The 14,863-nt window shown below is 39.3% G+C and carries 12 protein-coding genes and 1 pseudogene; 5 read left to right on the top strand and 8 right to left on the bottom strand.

Annotation, left to right across the window (positions count from 1 at the left end; all coding sequences use genetic code 11):
* Window positions 1-45: 45 nt before the first annotated feature.
* The 5 genes and pseudogenes from NDN11_RS12015 to NDN11_RS11995 all read left to right on the top strand — a co-directional run.
* Window positions 46-2,593 (top strand): annotated as a pseudogene (locus tag NDN11_RS12015) (type VI secretion system Vgr family protein); the annotation flags it as partial.
* A gap of 737 nt (window positions 2,594-3,330) precedes the next feature.
* Window positions 3,331-5,244, top strand: a complete 1,914-nt coding sequence (locus NDN11_RS12010; protein WP_502801375.1) for an HET-C-related protein — start codon at window positions 3,331-3,333, stop codon at window positions 5,242-5,244.
* Window positions 5,241-6,011 (top strand): DUF7738 domain-containing protein, encoded by a 771-nt coding sequence (locus NDN11_RS12005; protein ID WP_251109771.1) that lies wholly within the window; start codon window positions 5,241-5,243, stop codon window positions 6,009-6,011. Before NDN11_RS12010 ends, NDN11_RS12005 begins: the two co-directional genes overlap by 4 nt.
* 16 nt (window positions 6,012-6,027) lie before the next feature.
* Window positions 6,028-6,846 carry a DUF7738 domain-containing protein gene (locus tag NDN11_RS12000; protein WP_251109770.1) on the top strand — a complete coding sequence of 273 codons (819 nt, stop codon included), beginning with the start codon at window positions 6,028-6,030 and terminating at the stop codon, window positions 6,844-6,846.
* A gap of 70 nt (window positions 6,847-6,916) precedes the next feature.
* Window positions 6,917-7,735, top strand: a complete 819-nt coding sequence (locus NDN11_RS11995) for a DUF7738 domain-containing protein (protein ID WP_251109769.1) — start codon at window positions 6,917-6,919, stop codon at window positions 7,733-7,735.
* A gap of 65 nt (window positions 7,736-7,800) precedes the next feature.
* Here NDN11_RS11995 and purB read toward each other — a convergent pair whose 3' ends face one another.
* The 8 genes from purB to NDN11_RS11955 form a co-directional block, all read right to left on the bottom strand.
* Window positions 7,801-9,189, bottom strand: a complete 1,389-nt coding sequence (purB, locus tag NDN11_RS11990; protein WP_251109768.1) for an adenylosuccinate lyase — start codon at window positions 9,187-9,189, stop codon at window positions 7,801-7,803.
* Between the two features lie 55 nt (window positions 9,190-9,244).
* Window positions 9,245-9,976 (bottom strand): high frequency lysogenization protein HflD, encoded by a 732-nt coding sequence (gene hflD, locus NDN11_RS11985; protein ID WP_167249178.1) that lies wholly within the window; start codon window positions 9,974-9,976, stop codon window positions 9,245-9,247.
* A gap of 18 nt (window positions 9,977-9,994) precedes the next feature.
* Entirely contained in the window at window positions 9,995-11,128 is a 1,134-nt protein-coding gene (gene mnmA, locus NDN11_RS11980; protein WP_251109767.1) for a tRNA 2-thiouridine(34) synthase MnmA, read from the bottom strand.
* Window positions 11,129-11,132: 4 nt separating this feature from the next.
* Entirely contained in the window at window positions 11,133-11,621 is a 489-nt protein-coding gene (locus tag NDN11_RS11975) for an NUDIX hydrolase (RefSeq protein WP_032865053.1), read from the bottom strand.
* Between the two features lie 85 nt (window positions 11,622-11,706).
* Window positions 11,707-12,477 carry a DUF4262 domain-containing protein gene (locus NDN11_RS11970; RefSeq protein WP_251109766.1) on the bottom strand — a complete coding sequence of 257 codons (771 nt, stop codon included), beginning with the start codon at window positions 12,475-12,477 and terminating at the stop codon, window positions 11,707-11,709.
* A 61-nt stretch (window positions 12,478-12,538) separates the two neighbouring features.
* On the bottom strand, window positions 12,539-13,081 hold the full coding sequence (locus NDN11_RS11965) for a gamma carbonic anhydrase family protein (protein ID WP_251109765.1): 543 nt from the start codon (window positions 13,079-13,081) through the stop codon (window positions 12,539-12,541).
* Between the two features lie 93 nt (window positions 13,082-13,174).
* A complete protein-coding gene (gene dacC / locus NDN11_RS11960) occupies window positions 13,175-14,323 on the bottom strand; it encodes a D-alanyl-D-alanine carboxypeptidase PBP5/6 (RefSeq protein WP_167249191.1) in 1,149 nt (382 codons plus the stop codon).
* A 127-nt stretch (window positions 14,324-14,450) separates the two neighbouring features.
* Window positions 14,451-14,855, bottom strand: a complete 405-nt coding sequence (locus NDN11_RS11955; RefSeq protein ID WP_167249193.1) for an MCR_0457 family protein — start codon at window positions 14,853-14,855, stop codon at window positions 14,451-14,453.
* Window positions 14,856-14,863 lie beyond the last annotated feature (8 nt).

The raw sequence follows: 14,863 nt of genomic DNA, 5'->3' as shown, positions 1-14,863 counted from the left end.
GCTATCGCTAAAATGCCATAAATTTAAGCAAAAAAATCTATAAAAATGTTGAACAACATCTTTCAAGCCTTAGAAAGTCTCGGCCTTAGCGCACAAAAACGTGCTATTCATATTCAATTTTCCAATCAAAACTTAAATACTCAAGTCTTCCTACAGCGTATTGATGGTCAGCATCAACTGAATGATGGATTTAAGGCAGAACTGATTTGCCTGTCGACCAATGCGGCGATTCCACTCAAACAATTTATTGGTAGCCAAGTGGCAATTGATACGGTGACTGATCAAGGTCAATTGACCCGTGTCACAGGCATTATCACTCAAGCCTTACAAGGACAATCAGACGGTAGCCTGACTGTCTATAAGCTCACCTTAGAAGATCCCACCGCACTGTGGAAACAACGCCGTAACAGCCGCGTCTTCATGAATAAAAGTGTACGAGATGTGGTAGAAATCATCTTCAAAGAGTGGCAGAGCAAAAGCCCACTCTTTGCATCAAGCTTAAGTTTAGATTTAAGTGGACTCAGTCAAGACTATGATGTTCGCCCATTCATTATGCAAGCCAATGAAAGCGATTATGACTTTCTCACCCGCTTGATGAGAAGTGAAGGGATGAATTGGCTTATCGACGAATCTGAGCGCACAGTTCCTCTCAGCAGTGCTGCTATCCAAGCACAAAAACTTCGTTTAATTGATGACAATAGCCAGTATCAAGCCTTAGACCATCGCCATATTCGCTACCACCGTAGCAGTGCCATAGAACAATACGACAGCATGACCAGTCTGGTAGGGCAACGCTCATTGCAACCGAGTGCGGTCCATGTACAACGCTGGCAAGCCGATGCACTAGAACAGGAAGATGGTGCAGGCAGTGTGCAGAGCACACACAAACATAGTGATCAGTATGACAATGCCAGTCTAGGATTAGAACAGGCATGGCACTTTTCACCTGCGTGGATGCAAGATTTAAATGGTGAAGACGGTGCTACCCAGTCAGGCAATGCACAGATAGAAAAACTGAATCAGAATCTCGGTCAATACTATGATCTGCAATCAAAGCAATTTACAGCCAATACTACGGTGCGAGACACCCATGTCGGTTACTGGTTTGAACTAGCCGAACATCCTGAAATTGATCAACACGATGGCGCAGACAAAGAATTCCTGATCACAGGTAAAAACTTCTATAACCAAAATAATTTGCCTAAAGATCTACATCAACAGATCCATCAACTCTTAGCACAAAGCAATTGGCAGCCTACCCAACAAAGCAACACAGAAGAACGCCAAGCCAACCAGCTGACGCTGCAACGCCGCAATATCAAAACCGTTCCTGAATTTAACCCATTACAACACCGCCCGGCAGCTTCACCACAACGTGCCAAAGTGGTTGGACCAAGTGGAGAAGAAATCCATGTGGATGAATGGGGGCGGATCAAAGTTCGCTTCCTGTTTACTCGCAATGACGATCACAGCCATGATGGTGGTGCGGGTGCTAATGACAATGACACTGATTCTGCTTGGGTCGATGTACTGACACCTTGGGCTGGTGAAGGCTATGGTGCACGCTTCTTGCCACGTATCGATGAAATCGTAGTGATCGACTTCTTTGATGGCAATATTGACCGTCCGTTTGTAGTGGGACGCATTCACGAAGCACAACGCAGCCCAACCAAATTCGATAATGCAGGCAAGCTGCCTGACACCAAGAAACTGGCAGGGATCAAGTCCAAGGAATATCAAGGCGAAGGCTTTAACCAACTGCGTTTTGATGACACCACAGGGCAGATCAGTGCCCAGTTGCAAAGCAGCCATGCAGCCAGTCAACTCAACTTAGGTAAACTCAGTCATCCCAAAGACAAAGCCGAAAGTGAAGATCGAGGTGAAGGGTTTGAGCTGCGGACTGATCAATGGGGTGCCGTGCGGGCAGGTGAAGGTTTATTACTTTCAACGCACAAACAGGATCAAGCGCAAGGTGAACACCTCGATGCTCAAGTTGCCAAGCAACAGCTTGAGGGTAATCAAAGCAATGCCAAGGCACTGAGCGAAGTGGCTAAGAACCAGCAGACTGATGAGATTGAATCCGTTGAGCAACTAAAAGCATTTGCAGAGCAGATTGAAGCAAAAATTGCTAAATTTAATAAAGCCTTATTGCTATTAAGCTCACCTGTAGGGATCGGTCTAAGTACCAGTGAAGATATTCATGTTTCTGCAGATGGACAGATTAACCAGTTTGCGAGCGACAGTATCAATCTAAGCACACAGAAAAATCTGATTACGCATGCGCAAAACAGAATCAGTGTGTTTGCAGCGCAGAATGGGATTAAACAGGTGGCTGCTAAAGGTAAATTTGAAGCGCATGCTCAGTCGGATGGTATGGATTTACTTGCCAAGCAAGGGATTCAGATTATTTCGACTGAAGATCGTATTGAAATTACCAGTCCGAAAGAGATTGTGATTACTGCGGGAGGCTCTCAAATTAAGCTCAATGGGTCGGGGATTTTCCCTGTGACCAGTGGCAAGTTTGAGGTGAAGGCGGGACAGCATTTCCTTACAGCAGGAATGAAAGTCAGTCCCGTTTTACCTTTATTGCCAATTATAAGTTTACCCGAAAAAGAACCACTACCTACGTTAAAAAGCACCTATGCCCACGAGCAACTAGTTTTTATTGCAAGAACATTCTCTGATGAGAGTTTTGTCAGTTTGGTCGCTCCGATTTTTGGCTTTGATATACCAGACAGTATCTATCTGAAATTAAAAGAAGATATAGAGAAAGGTAGTGTTAGCCCACCAGAGCATCTTGTTGTTGCTAAAAGCATCAATGGGCGCGCTGCTGGGTTTAATCATGTTGATAAGAAAATATATTTAGCAGCAGATACAGTAACTTCTGCAATCGAAAATGATAGCAATTTAGATCGATTGTATATCGTGCTGTTACATGAATATGGCCATTTCATTGATGATCTCATAAGAAAAAGTGGCAAATATCCAATATTAAATAGCTATAATTTATATGTAATTAATAAAGGAAATACACTAGCTGCTATCGCCGAGAAATTTGAAATAACCGTAGATGAGATTTGCTCGCTGAACTCAATCGAAGATCCAAATGTGATTTATATTGGTGATGTTTTAAAAATTCCAACTAAAATTGAATCCCTATCTCTGGATGCGCCAAATGACGAAGGTGCTGTCTATGCATACAATTTTGGGCAACTAAGTGAGGGTAAAAATTTAGGTGGGAATACAGAGTTTATTTTTGCTCAGATTACATCTAAAAAATATTCAGGAGATTTAAAGATAACATTCATCTCAGGTAAAAATGCTGCAAAAATGCATGCAGATTTCCAAGCGCAATTAGATGAAACAGTTGACGCACAATATGAGTATTTTGGTGCAGGAGAAGGCAAATTTGCCAATGAAACTAGAATGATTGCCAATAGAGGAACATTGGACCCTAAAACTGGTAAATATATAAAGAAAGCTGACAATAAAGGCGTACGTGTAGAGCATGGACACCAGTCTATTGAGAAAGAAGCAATTGGTGAAGATAACCCAAGAGGGGCAATTTTTACACCTAATACGGTTAATGGAATTTATGTGGGTAACTGGTTGCGAGATCACTCACAGCTAGTGTGTGGTGCTATTCTAAATATGAAAATTGATGTAGCTGTTGACCGTAATGGTAAAGTGACGTCGATTAAACCAACACGAAAGTTAATTACAAATATTCTAGCAATATTGGCTTATGATCATTTTTTTGATGAAAATGTTGCTGAAGATCTTATTAGAACTAATAAAAATGAAAAGAACGATAATATTTCTTCAAAGCTTCGCTCTGCTATGAAGAATATATTGAAAAAAGCTAGTTATGATAAATTGAGTGAAAAAAATCAAAGACGTTATAAAGCATTAGCACTTAAAGCATATTTACCAGAAAGCTCTTTACCCCATCGTTTATATCGTGATTTAGTTGGGAGTAATGGTGTAAATATTTTAGGTGTTTATCGATTTGAAGAACACATTGATAATCCTTTCGGTGCAGATGTCTATACATCTACAGATAGGTCGTTAAATCCTAAATCAAATGATAAAACCTTCCAAACGAATAGTGATACAAAATCTGCACAATATAATTTAAAAAACTATATTGCAGATAATACGCCAAATGACAAAACTGATTCTGCATTTCCAACAGCTTTAGAGTATATGTTGGAGCAATTAAGTAAGAGTATGGAAAAAAATAGTAATTCGGATGTTCCTTTAAGGCATTTAGGAAATGCCTTTCATGTTTTAGAAGATTTTTTCTCACATAGTAATTTCGTCGAAATTGCATTGATTAAAAATGGTCATGCGAATGTTAGACATTGGGTACTCAGGAAAAATGACTTTAATGATTATGCAAAGATTCCTTTAGTTACAGGTACTTTTGACTCTTGGGATACTTTTGCGAGTGTTGGTGGACACATAGGTGAGCTAATCGATCCTGTTAAGAAATGGAGTGAATACGAAGGGATGGTTTCAGGGGAGCGGACCCTTGCTGATCTTATTATTCAGGAGTTTATATTTGCAATTGATGCACCTTCGAAAGATAAATATTTTACTAATATCTGGTTCAGATATTTAGAGTTGAGAGATGAGGTGAGTAGTTTATATGAAGCTGGTTATGCTGATCTTGCAGTAAAAGCAACAAAAACATTCTTAGAATTCAGGAAACAAACCAATTTGGTACAAGCTGTAATTAAGCCCTTATTAAGCTTTTTATTAAAATGGGGCGCAAGTTCTGTCTTCAATCATGCCCATGAAATTGTTTCTGTAAAACAGGGTGTTAATCCTGTTATTCATGGTGATAACCCTAGTCATACTCAAGTTGGAAAGGATGAGCGCGGTAGTTCTTTACATATGCTAGCTGCTAATTTGGCGATTATCGCGGTGAGAGATGTTGGGATTAAATGGCGTGATTGGTTTAAACATCCAACCGCAGTCAATCGTCAAGCTGTTCTAGACACCGCTAAAAGTTATTTTAGACATCCAAGTCGATGTAATTGGATGGATGAAACAATCAAACAATGGGCTAGAAAGAATGGTGATAAAATTAGCCAAGCAAGTGATGGTATTGGGCAGAAAGCATGGGATGGAACTAAACAGGGCGTATATAAGGGAGGCAAAGCGGTGCAAGGTGCGTACAATGATGCGAGTAAATCCGTGCAAGAGGGTTTAGACAAAGTATTTGGTGGTAAAAAATGATGAATTATTCTAAAAAGGTTTTACTAGGCTTTTTACCCGTTATTTTATGTATGAGTTGCAGTAATGGTCAGTCAGCAGCACAGGCTAATGCAGATACTGAAGGATTTGTGAAGAAATTAAATCCACAACATCAGTTTAAGGTTCATGGCTGTGCAATTAATTATAATGGTACAGATCTCTATATGGACTCGACTGTTGAACCTTGGATTAAAGCCTTGGGGAAAAACTATAGAAAAGTGGACAGTACTGATGGAATTAATTTAACCAATTTATATATCTATGATGATATAGGGGTGCGATTAGTTGAGAGAAAAAATGATAAGCAAATCGATAGTTTTCGTTTCCGTTTAGAACGACCAGAGCACGATATAAAGAAAGAAACAGATGCAGAAATAGAAGAAGAGTTGAAGAAACCTGATACGGAACAAGTGAGAAGTATATTTAAAGACGCGATTGATGTAGATGGTGTACTAGTCGGTGCTTATCCAATGCATGATGAAGTTAGAAATAAATTTCATTCAAAAACACGGGTTAACTATAACCTAACTATTAGCTGTGAAAATGATCAAAAGGGTAAGCCATTTGGAATTGAGTTAAGCACCAGTTTTAATGACCCTGAAGTGATTGATCATATGTATTTTTATAATTATTTTGATTCTATCAGTGATGAAGAGAAAGCGAGACAACGTAAAGAGTTTTGTGAAGGCCCTGATCGAGATCATCCTATTTTAGGAGGAGGTTGTGAAGACTATCCCGTGAAAAAATAACTGTAATGTATTGAATATGAATAACTTTAATATTTTTGGAATTCTGTTCATCAGCTTTTTATGTATCAGTTGTAGTAATGGTCAGTCAGCTGCACAGGCTAATGCAGATACTGAAGGTGAAGGGTTTGTGAAGAAATTAAATCCACAACATCAGTTTAAGGTTCATGGCTGTGCAATTAATTATAACGGTACAGATCTTTATATGAACTCGACTGTTGAACCTTGGATCAAAGCCTTGGGTAAAAACTATAGAAAAGTGGATAGTACGGATGGGGCTAATTTAACCAATTTATATATTTATGATGATATAGGGGTTCGATTGGTTGAGAGAAAAAATGATAAGCAAATAGATAGTTTTCGTTTCCGTTTAGAACGACCAGAGCACGATATAAAGAAAGAAACAGATGCAGAAATAGAAGAAGAGCTAAAGAAACCTGATACGGAACAAGTGCGAAGTACATTTAAAGATGCGATCGATGTAGATGGTGTACTTGTCGGTGCTTATCCAATGCATGATGAAATTAGAAGTAAATTCCATTCAAAAACACGGGTGAGCTACAACCTTACGGCAGATTGTAATGAAAATCAAAAAGGTGAGTCATTTGGAATTGAGTTAAGTACCAGTTTTAATGATCCCGAAGTGATTGATCATATGTATTTTTATAATTACTTAGATTCGATGAGTGAAGAGCAAAAAAAACAATTATATAGAAGCAAAGATGAAACTGGTAAGGAGGTATGTGACGAATATTTTGATGTAAAAGCTATGAAGGTTGTCCCAAGATACTGTACAGAAAAGGAGTTAGAAGAGGAAAGGCAAAATGCTAATAAATAGCCCTTTCTCAATAAATTATTTGTGTAAAGGAGAGTGAGCAATACAGCAAACGTATTTGGCAATAAAAGTTATGAGTTACTCTAAAAAAATTCTATGCAGTTTTTTACCTATTATCTTATGTATCAGTTGTAGTAATGGTCAGTCAGCAGCCCAGGCTAATGCAGATACTGAAGGGTTTATGAAGAAATTAAATCCACAACATCAGTTTAAGGTTCATGGTTGCGCAATTAATTATAATGGTACAGATCTTTATATGAATTCTGGTGTTGAACCTTGGATTAAGGTATTAGGAAAAAATTATAGAAAAGTGGATAGTACAGATGGGGCTAATTTAACCAATTTATATATCTATGATGATATAGGGGTGCGATTGGTTGAGAGAAAAAATGATAAGCAAATTGATAGTTTTCGTTTCCGTTTAGAACGACCAGAGCACGATATAAAGAGAGAAACAGATGCAGAAATAGAAGAAGAGTTGAAGAAACCTGATACGGAACAAGTGCGAAGTATATTTAAAGATGCGATTGATGTAGATGGTGTACTTGTCGGTGCTTATCCGATGCATGATGAAATTAGAAGTAAATTCCATTCAAAAACACGGGTGAGCTACAACCTTACGGCAGATTGTAATGAAAATCAAAAAGGTGAAGCATTTGGAATTGAGTTAAGTACCAGTTTTAATAATCCCGAAGTGATTGATCATATGTATTTTTATAATTATTTAGATTCGATGACCGAAGAGCAAAAAAAGGCATTAGGACGTAGAACTGATGAAAATGGTAGAGAAATTTGTGGTGATTATATGGATGTAAAAACTATGAAAATTGTTCCAAGTTACTGTACGCCAGAGGAGTTAGAGGAGGAAAAGAGAACAATTCAACGGAAGTAATATTGGAATCAAAAAATTACAAATAAAAGCAGAGCCGAAGCTCTGCTTTTTTAAGCCAATCAGTTTTAGATCTTGCTGATCAAATCATTGATTTGTTTTGCTTGTTCAGCTGCATTACCAGTATAAGTTGCAGGTGTTAACTCAGCTAGACGAGCACGTTCGTCTGCTGGCACTTGTGCAAGTTCATCACCATTGACGAAGTTCACCATCATTTCACGTGTCATTGCTTGACCACGAGTAAGTGCTTTTAATTTCTCGTATGGCTTTTCAACGTTATAACGACGCATAACAGTCTGGATTGGCTCTGCAAGAACTTCTTGTGCTTGGTTTAAATCTTCATTTAAACGAGCAGCATTGAGTTCAAGTTTACCAACACCTTTTAAGCAAGCATCAAAAGCAATTAAGCTTTGCGCAAAACCAACACCCATATTACGTAATACAGTTGAGTCAGTTAAGTCACGCTGCCAACGAGAAACTGGAAGTTTTTCACCTAAGTGACCTAAAACAGCATTGGCAATACCTAAGTTACCTTCTGAGTTTTCGAAGTCAATCGGGTTTACTTTGTGTGGCATAGTCGAAGAACCAACTTCGCCATCTTTTAACTTTTGTTTGAAGTAACCAAGCGAGATATAACCCCAAACGTCACGGTTAAAGTCAATCAAGATGGTGTTGTAACGACGTAAAGCATCAAACAATTCAGCCATATAATCATGTGGCTCGATTTGTGTAGTGTATGGGTTGAAGCTTAGGCCTAAAGATTCAACAAATGCTTGTGCATGTGCAGCCCAATCAATTTCTGGGTATGCAGAAAGGTGAGCGTTATAGTTACCTACAGCACCATTGATTTTGCCGAGTAACTCAACATTTTCAAATTGCTTGATTTGACGTGCTAGACGATACGCAACGTTTGCCATCTCTTTACCCAAGGTAGTTGGGCTTGCAGTTTGACCGTGTGTACGAGACAACATCGGTTGTTCAGCATGCGTTGCCGCCAAAGCTGAAATCGCATTAAGAAGTTGTTTCATACTTGAAACTAAAACTTCACGGCCATTTTTCAGCATAAGCGCATGAGACAAGTTATTGATGTCTTCAGAAGTACAAGCAAAGTGAATGAATTCACCTGCATTTTGTAATTCATCAATGTTGGCAATTTTTTCTTTAAGGAAATATTCAACCGCTTTTACATCGTGGTTTGTAGTGCGTTCGATTTCTTTAATGCGGTTAGCATCTTCTTCAGAGAAGTTTGAAACGATTGCATCTAAAGCGGCATTGGTTTCATTTGAAAACGGCGCAACTTCGATGATTTCTGCACGATTTGCAAGTGCTTGTAACCAACGCACTTCAACCGTGACACGAGCGTGGATTAAACCAAACTCAGACAAAAAAGGACGTAGGGCATCGCATTTGCTAGCGTAACGACCATCAAGTGGTGAGAGTGCGGTTAAAGCATTCATACAGATTCCTTAATTTTGGAATAAACATAAAAATAAATTCGTTTGTCGCATCGGTCTATACCACCTGATACTGCAAACGAGCGAGAGCTTGAATATCTTGCAATAATTTGCGTTTACTAAAGATCATACTCCAAGAGCTACCACCGAGCTGCTTCCATAAATGTGCAAGCTGTAAACCCGTAAATAAGCATGCACGAATACGGTTGGTATGATTGATGTCTTTAAATGCTTCGGCATTACCACGAACCAGAATACGCGGATTGATTTGTCCTGCGGTTTCGACATAGGTTTGTGCGAGGTTGGCAATGATGCTTGGGTGTAAATAGTTATTATCGAAAAAGGAAAGCTGTTTTAAGATTTTTTGTTGTGAGCTTTCTATGATTTTGACGTATTCGGGGTTGCTGTAGACTTTCTTTTCCAACTGCAATAAGGCCATTGCATAGGACATTGGCAGTTTGGCAGTGGACATCTTCGGAACACGGGATTTAGGTGCAGTATTAAAAGGCTGGGTAATACAGCCTTCTAGTGTTTTTAAACCGAGTGAAATGTCTGCAAGTTGATTAAAAAAATCTAAGGTTTGAGTGGCATTGTTGGCGCTAGGACGTATATTCAGGCTGGCTTTAATCAATAACTCAAAATAGAAATTACCACTATCGCCAATGCTTTGCTGTCCCGCCATTGCGGTCATATGTGTCAGCTGTGTTGCCTGAAAGACTGCAGCCAATGCTAGAGCACGGTTCTGTCTAACATTCAACGCTTGAGTGTGCTGAAAGGGTAACTCGACCATGCTTCGCTTCCAATTTCCTTAAATAAAATCTGGTTCAGGTGCATTGGTATGATGAATGACACCACCACCTAAGCAGACCTCTCCGGAATATAACACCACACTTTGTCCTGGAGTCACAGCTCTCTGTGGCTCGTCAAACTCAACACGAATTCCATTTTCAGTCTGTTCATCGCGATAGATTGTACACGCTTGATCGGGCTGACGATAACGAGTTTTCGCTGTGCAGCGGAATCCAGCCGATGGAATGTCTTGTTCGCCTGCTACCCAATCAATTGACTCGCTCCAAAGTTGTGTACTTTGCATCAATGGATGTTCATGTCCTTGACCAATCACCAGTCGGTTATTGACAATATCTTTATGTAATACGAACCATGCACCTTCTTGTACACCTTTCATACCACCAATACCAATACCACCGCGTTGACCCAGCGTATAGTACATCAAGCCATGATGTTCACCAACTTCTTTACCAGATTCCAAAACAATTTTTCCAGCTTGTGCAGGTAAGTATTGTTTAAGGAAATCGGTAAAGCGACGTTCACCAATAAAACAAATACCAGTTGAGTCTTTTTTCTTCGCTGTTGCTAAATCAAGTTGTTCTGCAATACGACGAACTTCTGGCTTTTCAATTTCCCCCACAGGGAACAGGGTTTTGTTAATTTCACGACCATGTACCGCATGTAGAAAATAGGTTTGGTCTTTATTATTATCAACACCACGGAGCAATGGGGCATAAGTCTCGCCACGCGAGTTTTGTGTGCTCGCACCACGACGTGCATAGTGACCTGTGGCAATAAAGTCTGCACCCAAGGTCATCGCGTGATCGAGGAAGGCGCGGAATTTAATTTCTTTATTACACAGAATATCTGGGTTTGGGGTACGACCTGCAGCATATTCAGCCAAGAAGTGCTCAAATACACGATCCCAATATTCCATTGCAAAGTTGGCAGTGTGTAGCTTGATGCCAATTTTATCCGCAACGGCTTGTGCATCTGCCAAGTCTTCCAGTGCTGTGCAATATTCCGTACCATCATCTTCTTCCCAGTTTTTCATGAAAAGACCTTCAACTTGATATCCTTGTTGAAGTAATAATGCGGCAGAAACAGAGGAGTCTACACCACCAGACATACCGACGATGACACGTTGTTGCATCTAATTAAGCGTCCAAATGAGAAGTTAATGAGGGAGAAAAAGGGTGCTCATATATAAGCGATAAGGGATATTTTTTGCCAGCAAGGGCATCTTCAACAGCTTTTAAAACCAGTGGGCTACGCGCACGTGCTGTTTCTTGTAGCTCATCCAAGTTCATCCATACTGCACCAACAATACCTGTATCCAGCTGCGCATTTTCTTCAACTGCCGTCACATGTGCCAAGAAGCAAAAACGGTAATAAGTGCGGTCAGGAAACATCGGTGGGGTATAGGTATAGATACCGAGCAAATGATCAATTTCAACGTGATGACCTGTTTCTTCTAAGGTCTCACGGATGGCTGCTTGAATGATTGTCTCATCGCATTCTACATGTCCCGCAGGTTGATTAAACACGGTATGTACAAAGCCTTCGCTGTGTTCTTCAACAAACAGAAAACGTCCGTCTTTTTCGACAACAGTGGCGACAGTGACATGAGGTGTCCAAGCGGTCATAGAAAGCACCATGGTTTTAAAAAACGTATTCTACAAAATTTGAGAGTTTTTGGCTATGGTCAGATTTCTAGACAAAATAATTGCCTTATATATCTTTATAATCTTCAAGATTTGATATTTTCCATTTACCACCCTTAACGTCTCTTTCTGCTGCTTGATTGTAGTCCAGATCGAATACCTCATTCAGAGTTGGATCTCTTAATACCATTTGTTCCAAAGCAACGAGACGAATATCATCGGGTTCTTGATCACCAGTTAAAAACTGCCAATCTCCATCGGTTTCATGAACAACACGTAAGATTGCTTGATTATGCTCTAACCATTGCCGAGTGGTAAAAATACCAAGGTTTTTCGCCTCTCTGAACTTAAAATCAGCATTTCGGTCTAAGAGTGGTTGATCATAAATGAGTTTTTCCTCAAATCCATCTTCCCAAGGCAATTTATTATTACGATCTGCCCAAACTAATTGCAAGGCGGAAAAATTGTCGTGTTGATAGTAATTTAAAGCAGCACCAAAATAATCTTCAATATTTTTAACATCTACATGCAAAAATTGAGCACGAGTTTCTTTAAAAATTTGATCGCCATACTCTTGATTGAGAGCAATTGTTTCTCCATTTTTGATCAGATTGGCGACATCATTGATGATGGTATGTGCCAAGTCCGTTGGTAACCCAAAGCATATAATTTCAGGATGCTGATAGCTTTCATATAAACCGATACTATAACTAAAAGAAGGTAAATAGTCTGTTGCATTAATTCCTATAATTTGCAGTCCGTGCTTTTCAATATTGAGCTTAGTTGTATTAATGAGTGCATCCTGAGTAGGGCAATCATGTGGATGATCAGTGTTCATTAGATATCTCTAAAAGTTTATTATTTTTTTATGCATAAAGGATTGAAAAATAATAACGAAGCTAGGCTTCGCTATTCTTATAATTATCCTTTACTTTCACATAGTGACGTGCCGAGTAAGGTAGAAACTCCATTTCTTTTTCAGTCAGTGCACGAACTTGCTGTACTGGGCTGCCGACATAGAGATAACCGCTTTTTAAAACCTTACGTGGTGGAACAAGACTACCTGCGCCAATCATCACATCATCTTCAATGATCACGTCATCTAAAACAACGGTATTGATCCCGATCAAGACGCGATTTCCAATGGTACAACCATGCAAAGTCACATGATGCCCAACGGTCACATCTTCACCAATGAGCAGTGGAGAGCCATTCGGTTTAGATTGATTCTTATGACTGACATGCAACATACAGTGATCTTGTACATTACTATTTTTGCCAATCTGAATTGAATTTACATCACCGCGAATGACAGCAAAAGGCCAAACTGAAACATTCTCTGCTAATTTGACATCACCAACTACAACTGACATTTCATCCACGTAGCAGCTTGAATCAACATCAGGTTTCTGGTCTAAATAGGGGCGAATGTTCTTTGGCATAGTGGTTTTCGATTGGAAAATTTAGAGTAATTATAAAATAAAAAAGCATTCATACCCAAGAGCATGAATGCTTAATCAACTGATGTCTAAAAATTAGAATAAGTTGCTAAAGAACATTTTGATATGATCAATCATACGAGCAAAGAAACCAGCTTCTTCAACAGGTTTTAAAGCAACTAGTGGTTTTTCAGCGATCACTTTACCGTCAAGACTTGCCACTAATTTACCAACCACTTGACCTTTTGCTAAAGGTGCATTGAGTTTCGGTTGAACCACAAGCTGAGTTTTGATTTTGTCTGCTTGACCTTTAGGCATGGTGACATTGAAGTTTTCAGCTAAACCGATTTGAACTTCATCTTGTTTACCAAACCATACTTTTGCTTTAGCAAGAACTTGATTAGCAGGTTGCACGTTTGCAGTTTCAAAGTTTGCAAAGCCCCAAGCCAATAATGTACGTGTTTGATTGGCACGTTCATTCATACTTGGTGTGCCGAAGATCACCGAGATCAAACGCATTGGTCCACGTTTACTTGATGTAGTCAGACAGAAACCAGCTTCGTCAGTATGGCCCGTTTTTAAGCCATCTACGCTTGGATCAGTATAAAGTAGGGCATTACGGTTACCTTGCTTAATGCCGTTAAAAGAAAACTCTTTTTCTGAATAAATTGGATAGTATTTAGAACTATCTTTAATAATATGCTGTGCCAGTACGGCCATATCTTTTGCAGTTGAGTAATGACCTTCAGCTGGCATCCCTGTTGAGTTAATGAAATGTGTATTCACCATACCAACACGTTTTGCTTCTTGGTTCATCATGTGGGCGAAGGTACCTTCATTGCCCGCGATATGCTCAGCCATTGCTTTAGAAGCATCATTACCTGATTGGATAATAATACCACGTAACATTTCTAAAACTGTTGCTGTGCCATTTAATGGAACATACATACATGATTCAGAACTGCTACCACGACACCACGCAGATTCGTTCATGCGTACTTGTTCGTTTTCAGTCAATTCACCCTTTAATAGTTTCTGCTCAATGATGTAGCTTGTCATCATTTTTGTCATTGAGGCAGGTGCAAGTTTTTCATTTTCGTTTTTAGCAGCGAGAATCTGTCCAGTCTCGTAATCCATCAATACATAGGATTTATTATTTAATTCTGGTGGAGCTGATAGGACAGTTGCTGCATATGAAAAGCTTGGCAAAAGGAGTAATGCAGCAAGAGCGCTTTTTTGAGTCATTCTAGGTGGTTCCAATATCTTGTATGAAGCAGACGAGCCTAGCATTTTAGGATAAAGCAAAGCCGACTTCTACGGGGGAAATCGGCTTTTTCATACAGTATTGTAACCTGAAGCTTAATTGATCGGATTATTTTGAATAATAATTACGAACATCATCGCAAATCTGACGGTTATCATCATCAGAAGCTGCTTTTGCATCAGCGCGTGCTTCTTTTAATGCTTCTTGAAAGTCTTTGCCTTTGACGCGTTTATTGAGGCTTTCAACGGCATTAGATTCATTATTTAAATATGCTTTAACGAGGTTGTCATAGGCTTTATTAAATTTTAAATCCTTGCCAATTAAACTTGGGCAAATTTCAGAAAGAACATAGATTGCAGCAAGTTCTTGTTTAGTTACGCTATCTGAAGTTGGGGTCACCTCAATCTTTTCTGCTTCCGTAGATTTTTTATCTGCCGCAAATGCTGTAGGAGCTAAAGCGCTAGAAGCAATGAGAAATGATAAACCTAGTGTTTTAAAAACATTTTTCTGCATAATAAATC

Source organism: Acinetobacter sp. C26M, assembly GCF_023702675.1.
In the GTDB taxonomy this organism is placed as follows: Bacteria; Pseudomonadota; Gammaproteobacteria; order Pseudomonadales; family Moraxellaceae; genus Acinetobacter.
This window is presented reverse-complemented; position numbering and strand designations above follow the sequence as displayed.